This is a genomic window from Kocuria carniphila (assembly GCF_004136555.1).
GTDB lineage: Bacteria > Actinomycetota > Actinomycetes > Actinomycetales > Micrococcaceae > Kocuria > Kocuria carniphila.
This window is the reverse complement of sequence record NZ_NOIT01000015.1, coordinates 1-16,542: the sequence shown is the minus strand read 5'-3', so window position 1 is coordinate 16,542 and position 16,542 is coordinate 1. Positions and strand designations below refer to the sequence as shown.

The 16,542-nt window shown below is 64.1% G+C and carries 14 protein-coding genes and 1 pseudogene; 7 read left to right on the top strand and 8 right to left on the bottom strand.

Going from position 1 to position 16,542, the window contains the following annotated elements; genetic code table 11:
- Positions 1-237: 237 nt before the first annotated feature.
- Complete coding sequence (locus EWV37_RS11630; RefSeq protein ID WP_129701745.1) at positions 238-2,520, bottom strand: PhoX family protein; 2,283 nt, start codon at positions 2,518-2,520, stop codon at positions 238-240.
- Positions 2,521-2,840: 320 nt separating this feature from the next.
- Between EWV37_RS11630 and EWV37_RS11625 the strand changes: the two genes are divergently transcribed.
- On the top strand, positions 2,841-4,154 hold the full coding sequence (locus EWV37_RS11625) for an MFS transporter (protein WP_238663238.1): 1,314 nt from the start codon (positions 2,841-2,843) through the stop codon (positions 4,152-4,154).
- Here EWV37_RS11625 and EWV37_RS11620 read toward each other — a convergent pair.
- From EWV37_RS11620 to EWV37_RS11610, 3 genes are all read right to left on the bottom strand, one after another.
- Complete coding sequence (locus tag EWV37_RS11620) at positions 4,151-5,158, bottom strand: o-succinylbenzoate synthase (RefSeq protein WP_095796501.1); 1,008 nt, start codon at positions 5,156-5,158, stop codon at positions 4,151-4,153. The genes EWV37_RS11625 and EWV37_RS11620 overlap by 4 nt on opposite strands.
- 153 nt (positions 5,159-5,311) lie before the next feature.
- Positions 5,312-6,814, bottom strand: coding sequence for a catalase (locus EWV37_RS11615; protein WP_129701741.1), 1,503 nt, complete (start codon positions 6,812-6,814; stop codon positions 5,312-5,314).
- A 76-nt stretch (positions 6,815-6,890) separates the two neighbouring features.
- Positions 6,891-7,397, bottom strand: coding sequence for a Fur family transcriptional regulator (locus EWV37_RS11610; protein WP_129701739.1), 507 nt, complete (start codon positions 7,395-7,397; stop codon positions 6,891-6,893).
- A gap of 436 nt (positions 7,398-7,833) precedes the next feature.
- On the opposite strand from EWV37_RS11610, the gene EWV37_RS11605 reads away from it, so the two are divergent.
- The 6 genes from EWV37_RS11605 to EWV37_RS11580 all read left to right on the top strand — a co-directional run bounded on the left by EWV37_RS11605 (position 7,834) and on the right by EWV37_RS11580 (position 13,750).
- A complete protein-coding gene (locus EWV37_RS11605; RefSeq protein WP_129701737.1) occupies positions 7,834-8,109 on the top strand; it encodes a hypothetical protein in 276 nt (91 codons plus the stop codon).
- Between the two features lie 172 nt (positions 8,110-8,281).
- A complete protein-coding gene (locus EWV37_RS11600) occupies positions 8,282-9,526 on the top strand; it encodes a glycosyltransferase (protein ID WP_202976217.1) in 1,245 nt (414 codons plus the stop codon).
- Positions 9,474-10,106 (top strand): 3-keto-alpha-glucoside-1,2-lyase-like domain-containing protein, encoded by a 633-nt coding sequence (locus EWV37_RS11595; protein WP_129701827.1) that lies wholly within the window; start codon positions 9,474-9,476, stop codon positions 10,104-10,106. Before EWV37_RS11600 ends, EWV37_RS11595 begins: the two co-directional genes overlap by 53 nt.
- Before the next feature lie 46 nt (positions 10,107-10,152).
- On the top strand, positions 10,153-11,352 hold the full coding sequence (gene wecB, locus EWV37_RS11590) for a non-hydrolyzing UDP-N-acetylglucosamine 2-epimerase (RefSeq protein WP_202976216.1): 1,200 nt from the start codon (positions 10,153-10,155) through the stop codon (positions 11,350-11,352).
- A 74-nt stretch (positions 11,353-11,426) separates the two neighbouring features.
- Complete coding sequence (locus EWV37_RS11585; protein ID WP_129701733.1) at positions 11,427-13,193, top strand: DUF2334 domain-containing protein; 1,767 nt, start codon at positions 11,427-11,429, stop codon at positions 13,191-13,193.
- Positions 13,194-13,399: 206 nt separating this feature from the next.
- Positions 13,400-13,750 (top strand): SCO4225 family membrane protein, encoded by a 351-nt coding sequence (locus EWV37_RS11580; RefSeq protein ID WP_129701731.1) that lies wholly within the window; start codon positions 13,400-13,402, stop codon positions 13,748-13,750.
- A 93-nt stretch (positions 13,751-13,843) separates the two neighbouring features.
- Here EWV37_RS11580 and EWV37_RS11575 read toward each other — a convergent pair whose 3' ends face one another.
- From EWV37_RS11575 to EWV37_RS15715, 4 genes and pseudogenes are all read right to left on the bottom strand, one after another.
- Positions 13,844-15,079, bottom strand: coding sequence for a phosphatidylserine decarboxylase family protein (locus tag EWV37_RS11575; RefSeq protein WP_129701729.1), 1,236 nt, complete (start codon positions 15,077-15,079; stop codon positions 13,844-13,846).
- Positions 15,080-15,210: 131 nt separating this feature from the next.
- A complete protein-coding gene (locus EWV37_RS15725) occupies positions 15,211-15,696 on the bottom strand; it encodes a hypothetical protein (RefSeq protein ID WP_238663237.1) in 486 nt (161 codons plus the stop codon).
- Positions 15,697-15,772: 76 nt separating this feature from the next.
- A pseudogene (locus EWV37_RS15870) lies at positions 15,773-15,835 on the bottom strand (hypothetical protein); the annotation flags it as partial.
- 400 nt (positions 15,836-16,235) lie between these two features.
- Positions 16,236-16,542, bottom strand: a 307-nt coding sequence (locus EWV37_RS15715) for a hypothetical protein (protein WP_238663235.1), incomplete at its 5' end; no start/stop codon positions are given.

Below are 16,542 nucleotides of genomic sequence, written 5' to 3'. Positions count from 1 at the left end.
CACATAGGTCGCGGGCACCCAGGACGACGCCGCTCGGCCCGGTGACATGTCCGGCTCGGCTTCGCAGCGGGCACCGTGTGTCCCGAGCAATACCGTGCCGGAATGTCGGGCGCGGCGGGGCACCCGGGTGCGCGAGCGACGTCGTCGACATGAACGCGTTAAAGACCCGTGCGGGGCCGCGGACAACCGCGACCCCGCACGGGTCTGATCACGCACTCAAGCGTGGCTGGCGCTGGCTCAGCGCTTGGGCAGCGGGCGGGTGATGTTGCCCTCGCCGCCGCTGTCCTGGAAGCTCCAGTCCTCGTAGGAACGGCGGGCCCGGCGAGCACGGTTGCGGGTGTCCGGGTTGGACTTGCCCCGGTAGCCGCGGTACTTGGGACCCTTGGGGCCGTTCTTGCGGCGCTTGCCGCGGCCGTGTCCCTTGCCCGGCTTGTCGCTCACGCCACCGGGGAACTCCGGATCCTTGTCGCGCTCCAGCTTGAAGACCTGCACCACGGCGGGGCGAGGCATGGAGAACTCGCCCTCCTCGAGGCGGGTGGGCAGTCCATAGTCCGGGAAGTAGGAGCGGGGCTCCTCGTACGAGCCGTCCTCACCCGGGTGCTGCACGGCCACGTAGACCATGTCCTCGTTGTCGTGGATGACCGGACCGCAGGTTTCGGCGTCCTGCGGGACCGAGAGGAACTGCTGCACGCGGCCGCGCTCGGAGCCGGTCAGGCCGACCTTGAACAGGGCGTCGTTGTAACCGATCTTGGACGGCGCGCCGTCCGTGGAGACCCACAGGTTGCCGGCGCGATCGAAGGCCACGTTGTCCGGGCAGGAGATCGGCGAGACCTTGTCCTTGGGGTAACCGCCGAAGTACGTGCCGGAGTCCTTGGTGGGATCACCGCAGACCAGCAACAGGTTCCAGTTGAAGCGGGTGGAGTTCACGCGGCCGTGGCGCTCGGTGAATTCCAGAACGTAGCCGTCGCGGTTGCCGGTACGCGGGTTGGCCTCGTCCACCGGTGCGAAGCCGGGCTTGCCGCGGTCGGAGTTGTTGGTCAGAGCCACGTACACCTTGCCGGTGTGCGGGTTGGGCTCCACGTCCTCCGGGCGGTCCATCTTGGTGGCACCCACCTTGTCCGCGGCCAGGCGGGTGTAGACGAGAACCTCGTCCACGGCCATGTCCTTGATCATGGACTTGCCGCCCTTGATCAGGGGCAGCCATTCGCCGGAACCGTCGAACTCGCCGTCTGCGGGCAGGGTGCCGTTGCCGGTGATCTCTGCCGGGTTGGAGTTGCCCTTGAGCTTGGCCACGTAGAGGTCGCCCTCGGAGAGCAGCTTCATGTTGTGGCGCTTGTCGCCCTCCTTGTACTTACGGGAGGAGACGAACTTGTAGATGTACTCGAACTTCTCGTCGTCACCGGAGTAGGCAACCACCGTGCCGTCGTCGCCCACGTGGACGTTGGCACCCTCGTGCTTGAACCGGCCCAGCGCGGTGTGCTTGACCGGCGCGGAGTTCGGGTTCTGCGGGTCGATCTCCACGATCCAGCCGAAGCGGTTGGGCTCGTTCTTGTAGCCCTCGATGCGAGCGTCGAAACGCTTCTCGACCTCGGGCCAGCGGCGGGACGGCATGGCCGTGGGGAAGCCGTAGCGCTTCTCCTCAGCGGTGCCGGAGGTGATGAAGTACTGGTGCACGTTCTCCTCACCGGAGAGGATGGTGCCCCACGGGGTCACGCCACCGGCGCAGTTGTTCTGAGTGCCAGCCACGCGCTTACCCGTGGGATCGTCCTGCGTCTTGAGCAGGTCCGAACCTGCGGCGGGACCGTCCACCACGAACGGGGTGCTCAGGGTGATGCGGCGGTTACGAGCGCCACCGCGCACGTAGGACCACGGCTCGCCGACCTTGGTGCGGGTGATCTCCACGACCGACATGCCGTGCGCAGCCATGGCGGTGCGCACCACGTTGGCCAGGTTCTTCTCCTGCTCCCCGGTGGGGAACATCGTGTTCTCGTTGGTGTACTCGTGGTTGTTCACGAGCACGCCGGTCAGGCCGTTCGGATCCGGCAGGATGTCCAGGTAATCGGCGTTGAAGCCGAACTGCTTGGACTGGGCCTCCGGGGTCTGGTTCTCCGGATCGAAGTCCGGAGCATCGTAGAACAAGGGGTCACCCCATCGGATGATCGGGGACCAGTCATAGCCCTCAGGGACGTTGAAGTCGTCCACGGTCATGTCCACGGGCTTGATCGGGTTGAAGTCCAAGCGTCCGCGGCCCTTGCCCCAGTACGCGTAAGTTGCATTGGCGGGCTCAGAGGTACCGGCCACGACCCCCACCGTGACGGCACCTGCCAGGCCGAGGCCCAGAGCGGAACGGCGGCTGACCGCCGCAGAAATGATGTCGTGCGCGTACTCGTTGTTGGACTGGTTGCAGTCCGGGTTGGTGCACTGGCTGCCGCACTTGAGCTCACACGTCAGCGGGCTGCGCTTGCCGTTGACGTGGCCCAGCATGGGCAGGAGCTTGCGGCGTTCGGGCGTTTGGGTCATGGAGTCCCCCTGGGTGACGACATTCGGATAGGCATGTCAGCGAGTTCTTTCGATGCATAGCTCATCACCCGTGGGTGATCCGGGTGCGACCGCAGATGAAACGGGAGGTTAATTGCTTGGCTACCCATCGGCGGATGTGCCGATGCCGTCTCGACCCGGTCCACGTGACCTCTTGTGTCATCAGTCTCATCGAATCCTTCGGTCCTGACTAGGCTGCTCATGCGGAGACTTCCCGATTCGCGCCAGCCGTCACCCAACACCGGTGACAATCCTCGAAAGGCATCTCTTTGGACATTCGTCGCGCCATTGATCAGTCCAGAATGTCCGTTTACCAGTGGGTCATCGTGGCCATGGCCACCTTCTTGAATGCCCTGGACGGCTACGACGTCCTGGCGATGGCGTTCACCGCAACCTCCGTGACTGCGGAGTTCGGGCTGTCCGGTTCCCAGCTGGGCTGGCTCTTGAGCGCTGGCCTGATCGGCATGGGCGCGGGCGCGCTGCTCCTGGGTCCCTTCGCGGACCGATATGGAAGGCGCAACATTCTGCTGGTCGCCTTGGTGCTGAACGGCCTGGGCTTGTTCTTGTCCGCAACGGCCGGGAGCGCCGTCGAGCTGGGGCTGTGGCGCGTGCTCACCGGGGTTGGCGTGGGCGGCATCCTGGCAACCATCACGGTTCTCACCAGCGAGTACTCCAACAATCGCAACCGTGGCATGGCCGTGAGCATTTACGCGGCCGGTTACGGAGTGGGTGCCACGCTCGGCGGCATGGGCGCAACCCAGTTGATCCCCGGCTTCGGCTGGCGTTCGGTGTTCCTCACCGGCGCGATCCTGACCGTGATCGGAATCGTGCTCACCGCCCTGATCCTGCCGGAATCCGTGGACTACTACCGCGCCCGCCGTCCCCGGGACGCCGCCGAAAAGATCGCTCGCATTGCTCGCCGCATTGGCCTGCCGAGTGACGTGGTTCTGGGCCCGCCCGACGCCGCCGCAAGCAACCAGGGCAGCGTGACTCAACTCTTGAGCGGCCGTTACCGCGTGCCCACCCTGATGCTGTGGATCGCGTTCATCGTGATCATGTTCGGCTTCTACTTCGCCAATTCGTGGACCCCCAAGCTGCTGGTCGAGTCCGGCATGACAGAGCAACAGGGCATCGTGGGCGGCATCATGCTGACGATGGGCGGAACGTTCGGTGCGCTGCTCTACGGCGCGATCACCACCCGCCGCGATGCCCGCCTCACCCTGCTCGTGTTCTCGCTACTCTCCGCCGTGACGCTGGTGGTATTCATTTCGACCACGTCCATGCCGACCCTCGCGTTCTTCAGCGGCGTGATCGTGGGCATGCTCATCAACGGTTGCGTGGCCGGCCTCTACACCGTGGCACCGCAGACCTATGCTCCCGCCGTGCGAACCACCGGCGTTGGCTGGGGCATTGGCGTGGGACGCATCGGCGCGATCCTGGCGCCCGTTCTGGTGGGCGTGCTGCTGGACGCCGGGTGGACCCCCACGCAGCTCTACATCGGTGTGTCCGTGATCGTGGTGCTCGCCGCGCTCGCGCTGCTCAAGCTGCGGCTGTACGAGGTGCCTATCGAGCCCGGGGCTGAGTCGCACGCCGCCGAGGCGAGCGCGGTGCGCTAACTCACCAGGTGTGCGTGGGCCCGGCGGATCCGGTCGAGCCACCAGTCCCGTCGCTCCCCCGTGACCGCGAATTCATCCAGCAGGCCTTCGTCCACGGCAACGTCTCGCACGGCGATGAAGCCGTCCTGCGGTTTGAGCGGTTCGCGGGTGACGTCCCCTTCCATGAGCGACAAAGTTCCCAGCCCGCACGCGTACGGCAGCTCAGGTAACGCTGCGGCCAAGGCAACGCCCGCGCGGATTCCCACCGAGCTGTCGATCGCAGAGCTGACGACGGCGGGCAGCCCCGCGTCCTGCACGATCTCAAGTGCTCGACGCACTCCCCCGAGCGGGGCCACCTTCACGATGATGAGATCCGCGGCCCACGCTCGGGCCACGGCGAGGGGATCTTCGACTTTGCGCACGGACTCGTCCGCGGCAATCTTCAGATCGATGCTCTTGTCCCGCAGCCGTTGCCGCACGGCAGCCAGGCCTTCGATGGTGGCCACGGGCTGTTCGGCGTATTCAAGGTCGTACACCGCCAACTCGGTCAGCGCCACGACGGCCTGATCCTGGTCCCAGCCCATGTTCGCGTCCACGCGAAGCTCCGCGTCAGGAAGGAGGTCGCGGACGGCGGCCACACGAGCGACGTCGTCAGCCAAGGACTGGCCGCGCTCGGCGACCTTGATCTTCACGGCGGGGACCGCGCCGCCGTACCCGGCGAGTACGTCACCCACCCGATCCGCGGGGACGGCGGGGACGGTTGCGTTGACCGGGATGCTCTCGCGAACGGGAGCGGGGAACCCCTGCCAGGCGGCTTCGATGCCAGCGCGGAGCCACTGCGATGCTTCGGCGTCCTGGTATTCGGGGAACGGACCGAACTCGCCCCACCCTGCGGGACCCCGGAAGATCGCGGTCTCGCGGACCGTGACCCCACGGAACTTCACGCGCATCGGGAGTGCGACCACGCGAACGGTATCGAGGAGAGCATCAACGGGCGGGAGATCCAGGGTGTGTGGGGAGGTCATGCTTCAAGGGTAGGTCCGCCCAATGGGAACGCTCGTGAACGGGTCGCGAAGCACCCGGGACATGCGAACGGCCCGACTGGAACATCCAGCCGGGCCGTTCACGCGGGTCCGTCAATCCCACCGCGCGGCGGCGGGGGATGAGGAATTTAGACCCTACTTGTCCTCGTCAACGCCCATGCCCGGGACGGAGTTGTCCTGGGCTGCGTCCTTGACGGCCTTTTCGATGCGCTCACCAATGGTGGCGTCCACGTTCTTCCAGTATTGGAAGGCGTTGGACAGCACCGGCTCCTGCACGCCGTCCAGGGCGCCGGCAACGGTCTCGACGAACCCGTCGCGCTCGGCATCCGAGAAGACCTCGCGGACCAGAATGCCTGCCTGCACAAAGTCACCGTCGTCCGCGCGGAGGGCTTGCGACTCGCGCACCAGGGCGCCGTCGTCCTCCCAACCGTTGTCCACGGGGCCGGTCTCGTCCGACCAGGAGTCACCGAAGGAGTTGGGTACGTACGTGCGGCGGTCACCGCTGTCGTGGTACCACATGTTGCCCTCGAAGTTGTAGGTGTGCACCTCGTTCTTCGGGCGGTTGACCGGCAGCTGCTGGAAGTTGGTGCCGATGCGGTAGCGCTGAGCATCCGCGTAGGCGAAGTTACGGCCCAGCAGCATGCGGTCCGGGCTCATGCCGATACCGGGAACCACGTTGGCCGGGGAGAAGCCGGCCTGCTCGATCTCCGCGAAGAAGTTCTTCGGGTTGCGGTTCAAGGTCATGGTGCCGACCTTGTGACGCGGGTAGTCCTTCTTGGAGATCGTCTTGGTGACGTCGAAGGGGTTGAAGCGGTAGGTCTTGCCCTCTTCGTAGGGGATGACCTGCACGTACAGATCCCACGAGGGGTGCTCGCCGCGCTCGATGGCGTCGAACAGGTCGCGGCGGTGAGCCTCAGCGTCAGAGCCGGCCAGTGCTTCGGCCTCTTCGTTGGAGAGGAACTCCACGCCCTGGTTGCTGATGAAGTGCCACTTGACCCAGAACTTCTCGCCGGCTTCGTTGACCCACATGAAAGTGTGGGAGCCGTAGCCGTTCATGTTGCGCCAAGTCTTGGGCAGGCCACGCGGGCCCATCAGGTAGGTCACCTGGTGAGCGGACTCGGGGTTCTGGGTCCAGAAGTCCCACTGCATGGTGCCGTCACGCAGGCCGGAGTCCGGCAGACGCTTCTGCGAGCGGATGAAGTGCGGGAACTTCATTGGGTCGCGCACGAAGAAGATGGGGGTGTTGTTACCGACCAGGTCGAAGTTGCCCTCTTCGGTGTAGAACTTCAGCGCAAAACCGCGGACATCGCGCCAGGTGTCCGGGGAGCCCAGCTCGCCGGCCACGGTGGAGAAACGAGCCAACATGTCGGTCTTCTTGCCCTTCTGCAAGAAGTCGGCCTTGGTCCACTTCGAGACGTCCTCGGTGACCTCGAAGGTACCGAATGCGCCGGAGCCCTTGGCGTGCGGACGACGCTCGGGAACGTTCATGCGGTTGAAGTGCTGCAGGGTCTCCACCAGGTGGTGGTCGTGCAGAACGATCGCTCCATCGGGACCGGTGGTCAGCGAGTTGCGGTCGCTGACGGCGGGGATGCCCGCCTGAGTGGTTGAACCAGTGCCGTGCGGCATGGAATCCGTCATCACTTACTCCTAGGTTGGGTTGGGGACGGGTGAGAGAACCGGTCGACCCAGGTGGGCTTTCCGGAGTTGGGAGGGTCTACGTCAGGGTCATCGTCTTGTCGACCCGGTGAGCCGAGCAATCTGAACACACACCTTGGTAGACCACGTCAGCCACGTGGATGTTCATCCCATGGGTTTCGGTGGGGACCAGACAAGGAGCGTGCCCGACAGCGCAGGCGACGTCCTCGATGCGCCCACACACCGTGCACACCGCGTGGTGATGATTGTCGGCCACCCGAGTCTCGTACCGGGCAGGAGAGTTTGCCAGGTCAAGCTGACGTAGCAATCCGGCCTTGGTGAGCGAGTGCAACACCACGTAGATGGACTGCACGGTAATGCTGGGCATCACCGTGCGGACGGCTGCAAGCACCTCGTCCGCGGTCGCGTGTGGGGATCGCTCCAATGCGTCCAACACCGCCAACCGAGGCTTGGTGACCCGCAGTCCGGCCTCACGGATCCGCGCAGCCCACGACAGGGGTTCGACGGCGCCGTGGCCGCCGTTCTCCTGGTCCTGCGGCTGCGAGGAAAGTGTGGTCGAGGTCATAGGTTCAATATGTCATATTTTGAGTTACTCATCAAAAGGTTTCGCGGGGGTTAACGAAGCGTGGCTGTTCTTGCCGGCAGAACTACCGCCCGCCTGCTGGGCGGTGAGGACAGGGCCTCGGCGGCATCCCACTTTCCGACCCGCCGGGCGAGCCGCGGCCGCAGAGCGGGCGCCCATCGCGGGAGCCGCGTTTCCCGAAGTGAAAAAGGGATTTCATCCTGGAATCACCGGTGACCGGGACTTCCGGATTAGTCCCCTATTGTGCGGGCAACGAATTCGAACTCGTTGAAAAACCTTGCGGTAACTAGACTCTGGTGCCACACTGAGGTCAATCGGCACATCAATGATGAATGGCGCCGTGAGTCCTGTTGGGGAACGGGACTGATCCATTGAGGGGAAACACATGTTCATAGCTTTAAGCACGCCCTTAATTAGCGTGGCCAGCATCTCGGAATCCGCGCAATCGATCCTACAAAGTGGCGGCCGACTACTACTGATGATCGCCATGGTGCTCTTCCTCGCCTACATGCTTTTCATGCTGTGCGCCGTGACAATCTCCAGCGCGTTCACCACCTGGCAGACGCTGCGGCAGTACTCCAGGGGCGGCGTTGCGACGGCGATTGCCGGCGGGTCACATGCATTGCACGCGGGTCGTCATGTTCGGGGCAGACACACGGCCACCACCGTGAATAAAACTGCAGGTCAACGGTAAAGAATCCGTCATGATCATATTTTTTGGGAACAGGATCGATTTGGTTCTGTGGCTCGCAATTGCCCTGGTACTGGTTAGCGTCCTGTACGGCTTGACATTGTTGCTGCTTTCTCGTTTTGAACCTCGTGAACACGGAGTCCGCCCAGGTCACGCTATTAATTCCGATTCAGGAATGACCGTAGTTTTCGTGGTTCCGTGTTTGAACGAGGATCGCGTCCTGGAAGCCAGCTTGGACCGTCTAACCAGTCCCACTTATCCGCGAATCCATATTCTCGTGATTGATGACGGGTCCGATGACGGCACCGCGGACATCGTTCGTTCACATCCGGACCCACGCGTTCACCTGTTCCAACGTGTCCTACCGGAAGCTCGTCAAGGTAAGGGTGAGGCTTTGAACGCGGCCATCCGTCACCTCGTGGCGGGTGAGTTGATCGCCGGGTTGCCGCAATCCGAAGTGATCGTATGCGTCATGGACGCGGACGGCCGATTGGACCCCCACACTCTGGGTGATGTCATGCCCCTGTTCTCCGACGAGCAACTGGGCGCCGTACAGGTCGGGGTTCGCATCAACAACCGTCAACAGAACCTCTTGGCTCGCATGCAGGACATCGAATTCGTGCTGTTCACTCACGTGTTCCAACGCGGTCGCCGCCACTTGGGCAGCGTGGGTCTGGGCGGTAACGGCCAATTCGTGCGGTTGTCCGCGCTGACCGGTCTGGGCCCGTCCCCGTGGTCGCGAAGTCTCACGGAGGACCTGGACCTGGGGGTCCGGCTGCACATCGACGAGTGGGACATCGAGTTCTGCTCCACCTCATCCGTGCACCAGCAGGGCCTGGTGGACGTCAAGCGGTGGATCAAGCAGCGCACCCGCTGGTTCCAGGGGCACCTTCAGTCCTGGAACCTGGTGCCCTGGGTCCTGCGCGATCTGACCGGAACGCGCAGGGCGGACATTCTGTATCACCTGACCAGCCCGTTTCTGCTCCTGGTCACGTCCTTCCTCAGTGCGGCATTCGCGTTCTGGGTCCTGGACATCCTGCTCGGGATCGCCCTGGGACAGGCCGTGGTCTCCCCCTGGTGGCTCTCTGCCTACCTGGTGGCGTTCGGACCCGCCGTGCTGTTCGGATTCGTGTACTGGTCGCAGGAGAAACATCAAGGGTTGAACCCGTTCGTGGCCGTGGTGCTGATTCACGGGTACGTCCTCTATGCCCTGCTCTGGTACGTGGCGGGCTGGAAGGCCGCCTACCGCGCCGTGATCGGCCAGAACTCGTGGACCAAGACAGAACGCAATGTCGAAAGCAGAAATCAAGTGGATACGTCCGCGGAGGAGCTGACAGGTGAGGCCATACCCGAAGAAATTGCCGGCGGTGCTACTGGGAGCCGTGCTCCTGGCGCTGTTGGTCACGGCGGGGGTCAATAACGTGTGGCGGGTCCAGCCCTGGGCGGACGGAGAAACCCACGGCCGGTGGACGGCGCTGTACAACGGGCACGGCCGGACGGTGGGTACGGACCAGCAGGTGGTGCTGGAACCCAACGCGGCGACGTCGGCGGATGTCACCCACGGGTCACTGGTGCACACCACCGAGACGTACCAGGACGCGGACTTCGAGATCACCATGAAGACCGAGGAGCAGGTGCGCGAGGGATCTCCCAACGTGTGGGAGGTGGGCTGGGTGCTGTGGAATTTCCGGGACAACGACCACTTCTACGCCGTGGCGCTCAAGCCCAACGGCTGGGAGATTTCCAAGCAGGACCCCGACTATCCGGGAAGCCAGCGTTTCCTGGCCACCGGGGAGGACAAGAAATTTCCCATCGGTCAGGAATATCAAGTGCGGATCGAGCAGGACTGGCCCCGGATGACCGTCAGCGTGGACGGTCATGTTCTGGCCACGGTGACTGACACGGAGCGGCCGTACCGCGGGGGCTCCATCGGGCTGTACACGGAGGACGCCCGGGTCCGCTTCATGGACCTCAGCGTGGCCACCGAATCGGGAGACTGACGCTAACAATCGGGGTGCCGTGGGCCGGCATCCCAGAGGAGAAATTATGGTACGAACACCCCCCCTTCAGCCGGTCACCATCATGGCGGTTTACGGAACCCTCCCCGAGGGCATCAAAATGGCGCCGCTCGTTCTGGCGCTGCGCAAAGATCCGCGTTTCCGAGTACGCGTGGTCGTCACGGGGCAGCACCGCGAGATGCTGGAGCAGGTCAACGAGGATTTCGGTATCGTCCCCGATCACGACCTGGACATCCATGTCCCCGGACAGACGCTCACACAGATCAGCGCACGCACCCTCGAGGGGCTGACTCGGGTCCTGCAGACGGAGCGGCCCGATGCTGTGCTGGTTCAGGGTGACACGACGACGTCTTTCATGGGCGCGCTCGCGGCCTCCTACTCCGAGATTCCGGTGATCCACACGGAGGCCGGGCTGCGCACGGGTGACAGGTCCTCGCCGTTCCCGGAGGAGATCAACCGGCGTCTCACCGGGCAGATCGCCAGCCTGCACCTGGCCCCCACGGCGGCAAGTCGCGAGAATTTGCTGCGGGAGAACGTGGCGGCGTCGGACATTGTGGTCACGGGCAATTCGGGCATCGACGCCCTGTTGGCCACCGTGGCGTCCCGGCCCCGGATCACCGACGCCGCTCTGGTCCGACGCCTGGGCCGCGGTCGCCCGGTCGTTCTGGTCACGGCCCACCGGCGGCAATCGTGGGGCGAACCGTTGGAGGCCGTGGGCCGGGCCGTAGCCACGCTGGCCAGGAGGCACCCCGACCACGATTTCATTTTCCCCGCGCACCCGAATCCTATGGTGCGCGAGGCGCTACGACCGGCCCTGCGGGGGCATGACAACGTGCTGATGATCGAACCGTTGCCCTACGCGCAGTTCTGCGCGCTGATGGAACGGTCCAAGATCATCCTCACCGACAGTGGCGGTGTGCAGGAGGAAGGTCCTTCATTGGGCAAACCGGTCCTGGTGCTGCGTGAGACCACCGAGCGACCGGAAGCCGTGGAAACCGGCATGGTGAAGTTGGTCGGGACCGATGAGAACACCATTGCCCGAGAGGTTTCCACCTTGATTAGCAACAGCCTCGCGTACGGCCGCATGTCACGGGGGCTCAATCCGTACGGGGACGGCCGTGCGGCGGAACGCACGGTGCACGCGGTGGCTCGGCACTTCGGCATGGGGGATGCCGTGGATGAGTTCAGCTTTGGCAAACCACCGTTCACCCGGGCCGCCGCCCACTGAGTTTTTCACACGGTGTTCGGACTTGGGCGAACACCTATATTTCACGATCCACATCACGTTCAGGCGGGGGAGCCATGAGCAAGACTTTTCAATTGTCGAGGGGCCAACGCGCCGCCTGGGTCGCGGGACTGTTCGTTCTGTTGCTCATGTCCACCGCGGTAGTTTTCGGTTTGACCAACGATTCGTTGCGCGAGGGCCAGGGTTCACCGTTGGCCAAGGAGTACACGACCGTCTCCGACGGGGAGGGGGATGGTTCGGAAGCCACTTTCCCCGCCACGTTCGGCGAGGAAGGTAAGGCCTCCACGCTGGTGCTGTATGACAAGACGGACAACACGTCCTCCAACGGTGAACTGTACGCCGTGGCCACGGGAAACCTGGTGACCCATTTCGGGACGGCGGAGATCAAACCGGTGGCCGAGTACGCGGACAACGCCATGAACGACTACGACGCCGTGGTGTACATCGGGACGGATTCCGCGGCCACGCTCCCGCCCGCGTTCCTGGATGATGTTCTGACCTCGGACACCCCGGTGATGTGGGTGGGCGAGAACCTGAACGCGATGACGAGCGACCGAACGGCGCAGTTCCGTTCCGAATTCGGCTGGGACCCGGGCCAGACGCGGACCGTGAGCAGCGACCTGGTCCATTCGGTCCGTTACAACGACAAGGACGTGGCGCGATACACCGATTCCGTGGCGATCTTGGAATCGCCCGTCGTGGAATCCGGTAGCTCCGTGCAGGTGCTGGCCAGCGCGCAATGCCGCAAGGACGACGCCCCGGTTTCCTGCGTGCCCGATAATGCCGACGGCGCTCAGGACGTTCCGTGGGCGGTGCGTTCCGAGAATCTGACGTTCGTGAGCGAGATCCCGTTGGACTACATCGACGAGAATGACGTCTATTTGATTTATTCGGATTTGTTCTACGGGCTGCTGGCACCGGACACCGCCGCGGTGAAGCAGGCCGCGGTGCGGTTGGAGGACGTGGGGCCGGAGTCCGATCCCGCCGACCTGCGCGCCATGGCCGACTACCTCCAGAAAGCCGGTGTCCCGTTCCAGGTGGCCGTTATGCCCATTCACATCGCCAAAACTCCCGAGGGGGACGATTGGTACGGGCTGAGTCTGCTGGATCGTCCCGAGGTGGTGGATGCGCTCAAATACATGCAGGAGCGCGGTGGAACGCTGATTCAACACGGCACCACGCACCAGTTCGGCACCCTTGACAATCCGTACAGCGGCCGCAGCGGTGAGGATTACGAGTTCTACCGCTACGGATGCAGTGCCACCGCGCGTCAGCCCTTCGAGTTCGGGGAGTGCTCGAACACCTCTTACATTCGCCAGATCGGCCGGATCGCCGAGGACTCCATGGAGCAGCACACCGCGCGCATCGAAAAAGGCCGCCAAGTCATGGTCGACGCCGGGCTGGGCGAGCCGGAGATCTTCGAGACCCCGCACTACGCCGCATCACCCAACGCGTATGCGGCCATGACTGACGTCTATGACGCTCGGTACGAGCAGAGCGACTACTTCGCGGGGATCCTCTCGGGCGAGCCCAGCGAGGCAGGCCGGGCCTACAGCCAGCACTTCCCGTACACCGTGCATGACATTTACGGCAGCAAGGTGTACCCGGAGAACCTGGGCAACATCACCGAGTCGGAACAGAACAACCACGCCACCCGCGACCCGGAGTTCCTGATCTCCCGGGCCGAGGCGCACCTGGCCGTTCGTGAATCCACGGCGAGTTTCTTCTTCCACCCCTACCTGGACATCAACTACCTCAAGGACACGGTGGAGGGCATCCGGGAGTTGGGATACGAGTTCGTGCCGGTGACGGAGCTGAAGTAGTCAGCTCACCGGTTCGTCTTGCGCGCGGGTGGGATCGGCGCGGTGAATCGGGGGTCTCACGGAGACGTGAACCCCGTGTGATCTTTATCACTTGCAGCGGGATATACTGGCGCCAGACCCGAGGATCCCCTGGGGCCTGCGGCTTCAGAGCAACGGATCCCGTACCGCCGGGCGGCTGGGCGGGAACCGTGGACAAGGACCCCCGCATGGACTTCTTCCGACGGCAGCTGCGCTTCCGCGATTACAACCTGGGCGTATTCGCGATCGCTGCGGCGGGGGTGTACCTGTTCCTGGTGGCCCTGGCCCTCGCGTACCTGTTGTACTTCCTGGTCAACCCGGACCCGGACGCGATCGGTGCCACGTTCGAGGGACTGCCCGCCATCGCGCTGACGGCGCCGACGTCGCTGCTCCTGCTCTCCGCCACGGGTCCCTTTGATGTCTTCGGACCCGGCGTGGCCCTGTTCGTGCTGATTCTCTCCGGGCTCGTACAGGCGTTCGTGCTCTACGTGGTGCTGCGCGGGCGGCGTCGGGTGGTACCGAAAGCTACGACCGTGTGAGTGGGCGCGTTCAGTTCTAGTTCCTTGCGCGTGATTGGGTCCGTGGTTCCGGTGCGGGGCCTCCGGGACAGCCGAGCGGCGGCGTCGTCGGGCTCAGCGCACGGCGGTGGCCAGGTGTGAGCGGACCTTCATGGGAACGGCACCGGGACGCGGGACGGCCTGCAGCGCGATGCTCTCGATGACGTCGGGCCGGAAGACGACGCACTCGGTGGACCCGCCGTACTGGAAATAACCCAGCTCCTCGCCCTTCTCCAGGTGGTGGCCCGGGGTGACGTGCGGATCGACAACGCAGGAGGAGACCTCGTTCATGCCCACCAGCACGACGGCGATCAGGCCGATGGCGGGGTTGTCCGCGTCGATGAGGATGATCGCGCGGGTGGCCATGTGCGCGAGGTACCCCTGGGACTCGGGTGGCTCGATGGACTTCTTGCCCTCGGTGTCGGCCTCGGAGAAGTAGGTGCCGGGCTGCACGAACGCGCGCCGGACGGTCCCGGACACGGGACTGTGCCAGCGGTGGTAGTTGGTCGCGCTGAGGAAGGCCTGGTAGACGGTGCCGCCGACGAACTCGTCGACGTCCGCGTCGTGGGCGAGCAGGTCCTCCAGGGAATAGGGCTGTCCCTTGACCCAGAACTCGTCGCGCCGGCGCACTCCCGTGCTGAGTTTGTAGGGGGTCGACTCGCAGACGGAGGCGATCACCCGGTCGTCCGCGGGTCCGGCCACCGGGCGGCGGCCCTCGGCGAAGTGGCGGGTGAAGAAGTCGTTCCAGGAGGTGAAGCCCCAGTGCTCATGGGCGGGATCGTGGACGAACTGGTCCATGCCCACAACCTCCTGGGCCGTGTCGCCCTTCCACCCGGCCGGTGAATCGTTCAGCACGGACAATGAGTCCGGGCTGTCGAGGTACTCGCACCAGGCGTTCAGAATGTCCTTCAGAACCTCGTTGACCCGGGGGTCCCGGTAGAAAGCGAAGCCGGCCGGGGTACCCATCGTCCAGTCCAGCAGCCCGGCCATCGGTGTCATGACCATTGAAGCCTCGCTGAATTCCGGGGCCGTGGTGATCACCCGGTTGATCAGCCGCAGCAGTTGATCGACGCTGTGCAGGTGCCGGCGACTGTACGGCTTAGCCAGCGGCACCTGCTCGATCATCCGGGTCATGTACATCCGCACGGTCGCGTCAGACTCGACCAGCTGCCGCAGCCGCTCGACCGCGGGATGCAGCGGAGCGTCCGACCCGCGATCCCGGTCCTTCTCCTCGAGTCGCTGCAACCACGACTCCAGGTCGTCCTGTTCGGGAAGCCATCCAGCGCGCTGTTTGTGATCCTGTGTCGACATTTCCTCAGTATCACTTGATGCCCTGTGGGAGACAAGGAGCCGACGCCGCGTTCACTTGCGGCGGGCGCTGCATACGTGTCGCACGAGAACAAGGGGCCGACCCACATCTGAAGCCTCCCGTTCATGGTTCCCTACCCTGCCCCCGCAGCAGACCGCCGTCCGGCCCGTTCAGCGAAAGCGTCGATGGCCGCGAGCACTTCATCGCTGCGCCAAAAGGGGCCCAGCTGATGTTCGGCTTTTGACTTCGCGATGCCGGCAGACACCAGCCCTCTTAGTGGTGGGTAAATGTTGGGTTGCTTGACACCCAGTTCTTCGGCCGCGGCCGAGCTGTTGAGCACGGGCCGGCGGGCCAGAACATCCAGTAGTCTCCACGCATTGGAGTCTCGCCGGGCCTTGAGCCGTTCATCCCAGCTCGTACGGATGCTTCGGATGTCTTCCACCAACTGACGAGCATTCCGGACCGCGCGCAGAGACGCGTCTGCGAATTGTTGAACCATGGGATTCACGTCTCCGGAACGATAGGCCGTCAGAGCGTCGTGATATCCGTCGACATCGGCCAGCAGCCCAGCCGAGACGGGCACCGCCACGTTTTGAGTGACCCCCCTCTGACGCAGCATGGATTGCGCCAGTGCACGCCCCCACGCGGCCATTGCCGTCACTGAACGGGTGGATGGTCTCGAATTGAGCGTGGCCGATAGCTACCGCAATCATCGGGGCTACCGAGTTGTTCGTGACGAACTCGACCAGATCATCCACGATTCGTGGATGTGGGTGTGATGCGGGGCTATGTAGGACGCCCCCACCGGCGAGCCCGAACGCGTACCGATCCGCACGGGTTCATCCCGCCACCATCCCGGCGTCTGATGAGGCTGCTGCTTCATGAGAACCCCGTGCATGTGCTATATCGACCCCCAGGCCACTCTTGTGCCCTGCGCACCCATTCGTGCTCTTCGTAGCCGATAGCCGACCACCCCTGGTGCGCAGTCATAACAAGCTCCCCTGCAATTATGAGTTAATTGGATATCTCATAATTTTGGGGCAGAGATTCTGACGTGATGGGTTCGGGCACCCGACCTCCTGCACCGGAATCTCGCCGGCCGCCTGTAGTCCGGGGATCCCAATTCGCGGTGAGTCACGCGCCGGATTTCTGTACCCGCTACGGCATGTTTTCGGCGCCGGCGTCGAGCGTCTCAAGCACGAGGAGTTCGAGCATGTCCCGCAAAACCGCAAGAAGGATCTTCAGCGCGGCGGCCGTAATCTTCCTCGTCGCAGGCCTTCTCCAGCTCTCCCGAAACTTTTCGCTCGGATGGGCGGCCGTCATCTCAGCCCTACTGACCGCCATCGGTCTCGCGGTAGCGATGAAGAGCCGCTGGGGCGGGCTAATTGGGCCCTTCACAGATGAGCATGGGTAGCCGGGTGCGTGGGGGCGTTTCGGAGCGCGTGTTGTGGGGTCTGGGTAGAGG

What these genes read in the sequence shown, in the direction of transcription:
- EWV37_RS15725 (WP_238663237.1), bottom strand. Translation starts at nt 15,696, where the DNA reads ATGCTGCGTCAGAGGGGGGTCACTCAAAACGTGGCGGTGCCCGTCTCG.
- EWV37_RS11630 (WP_129701745.1), bottom strand. Translation starts at nt 2,520, where the DNA reads ATGACCCAAACGCCCGAACGCCGCAAGCTCCTGCCCATGCTGGGCCAC.
- EWV37_RS11610 (WP_129701739.1), bottom strand. Translation starts at nt 7,397, where the DNA reads ATGACCTCGACCACACTTTCCTCGCAGCCGCAGGACCAGGAGAACGGC.
- EWV37_RS11615 (WP_129701741.1), bottom strand. Translation starts at nt 6,814, where the DNA reads ATGACGGATTCCATGCCGCACGGCACTGGTTCAACCACTCAGGCGGGC.
- EWV37_RS11600 (WP_202976217.1), top strand. Translation starts at nt 8,282, where the DNA reads ATGACCGTAGTTTTCGTGGTTCCGTGTTTGAACGAGGATCGCGTCCTG.
- EWV37_RS11580 (WP_129701731.1), top strand. Translation starts at nt 13,400, where the DNA reads ATGGACTTCTTCCGACGGCAGCTGCGCTTCCGCGATTACAACCTGGGC.
- EWV37_RS11625 (WP_238663238.1), top strand. Translation starts at nt 2,841, where the DNA reads ATGTCCGTTTACCAGTGGGTCATCGTGGCCATGGCCACCTTCTTGAAT.
- EWV37_RS11585 (WP_129701733.1), top strand. Translation starts at nt 11,427, where the DNA reads ATGAGCAAGACTTTTCAATTGTCGAGGGGCCAACGCGCCGCCTGGGTC.
- EWV37_RS11575 (WP_129701729.1), bottom strand. Translation starts at nt 15,079, where the DNA reads ATGTCGACACAGGATCACAAACAGCGCGCTGGATGGCTTCCCGAACAG.
- wecB (WP_202976216.1), top strand. Translation starts at nt 10,153, where the DNA reads ATGGTACGAACACCCCCCCTTCAGCCGGTCACCATCATGGCGGTTTAC.
- EWV37_RS11620 (WP_095796501.1), bottom strand. Translation starts at nt 5,158, where the DNA reads ATGACCTCCCCACACACCCTGGATCTCCCGCCCGTTGATGCTCTCCTC.